1 pseudogene is annotated in these 913 nt (G+C 74.6%); it reads right to left on the reverse strand.

From position 1 onward, the window contains the following. Positions 1-833 (reverse strand): annotated as a pseudogene (locus D588_RS0122665) (M56 family metallopeptidase); the annotation flags it as partial. Positions 834-913 lie beyond the last annotated feature (80 nt).

Here is a 913-nt window from a genome sequence, read left to right on the forward strand (position 1 = left end):
TCGGCAGTGTATTCGCTCGCTGGCGCCGCGGCCTGCGCCGGGGAGGCGGGAGCCGGCTTGCCGGCGGCAGGCAGCGCATGCCCGGGCTGGGCCACCAGGCGCAGCGGCGCCACGCCGAGCACGGCCACCGCGGTCAGGATCAGGGCCGCGCCCAGGCGCGGAAAAGCGGACGTGGTCTGCAGCATCAGCAATCTCCGTTTCAGGCTCAGGAAGGTCGGCGAAGCGCTGGCCAGGCCGGCGCTGGGCCGCGGTGCCACACCCAGCTGCACCAGCAGCCGCGCGTAGTCGTGACGGCAATGGCGGTGGCCGGCGACCACGGCCGCATCGCAGGCCGCCTCGCGGGCCAGGGCGTACTCGCGGTTGGCCAGGTGCACCAGCGGATGGAAGAAGAACAGGTGCTGCGCCACCGCCGGCAGCAGCCCCCACCAGAGGTCGCGGCGCTGCAGGTGCACCAGTTCGTGGGTCAGCGCCATGTCCAGATCGTCGGCGCGCAGGCTGTCCATACGCCGCGCCGGCAGCAGCAGCACCGGCTGCCACGGCCCGATCAGTTGCGGCGAATCGATGCGCTCACACAGCCGCAGCTGCGGCGGCTGGCGCAGGCCGTGGGCCTCGGCCGCCAGGCGCAGCGCACCGAGCAGGGCGGTGTCGGTGCACGGCGCCGCCTCGCGTGCACGCTGGCGGCTGCGACGGTAGGCCAGCACGCTGTGCGCGGCGCAGACCAGCACACCGGCCAGCCACAGCGCCACCAGCGCCTGCGCCCACGGCCAGGCCGCCAGGGATGTCGTGGCCGGGGGTGCGGCGATCGCCGCGGTGGCAGCGGTGGCAGCGGTGGCGTTGACGTTGATCTGCGCGGGCATCGCAGCGGACATGCGCGGCGTCGCCGGCACCGTGGCGACGGCCGCCGGTGCTACAA

The organism is Xanthomonas sp. SHU 308 (genome assembly GCF_000364645.1).
GTDB lineage: Bacteria > Pseudomonadota > Gammaproteobacteria > Xanthomonadales > Xanthomonadaceae > Xanthomonas_A > Xanthomonas_A sontii.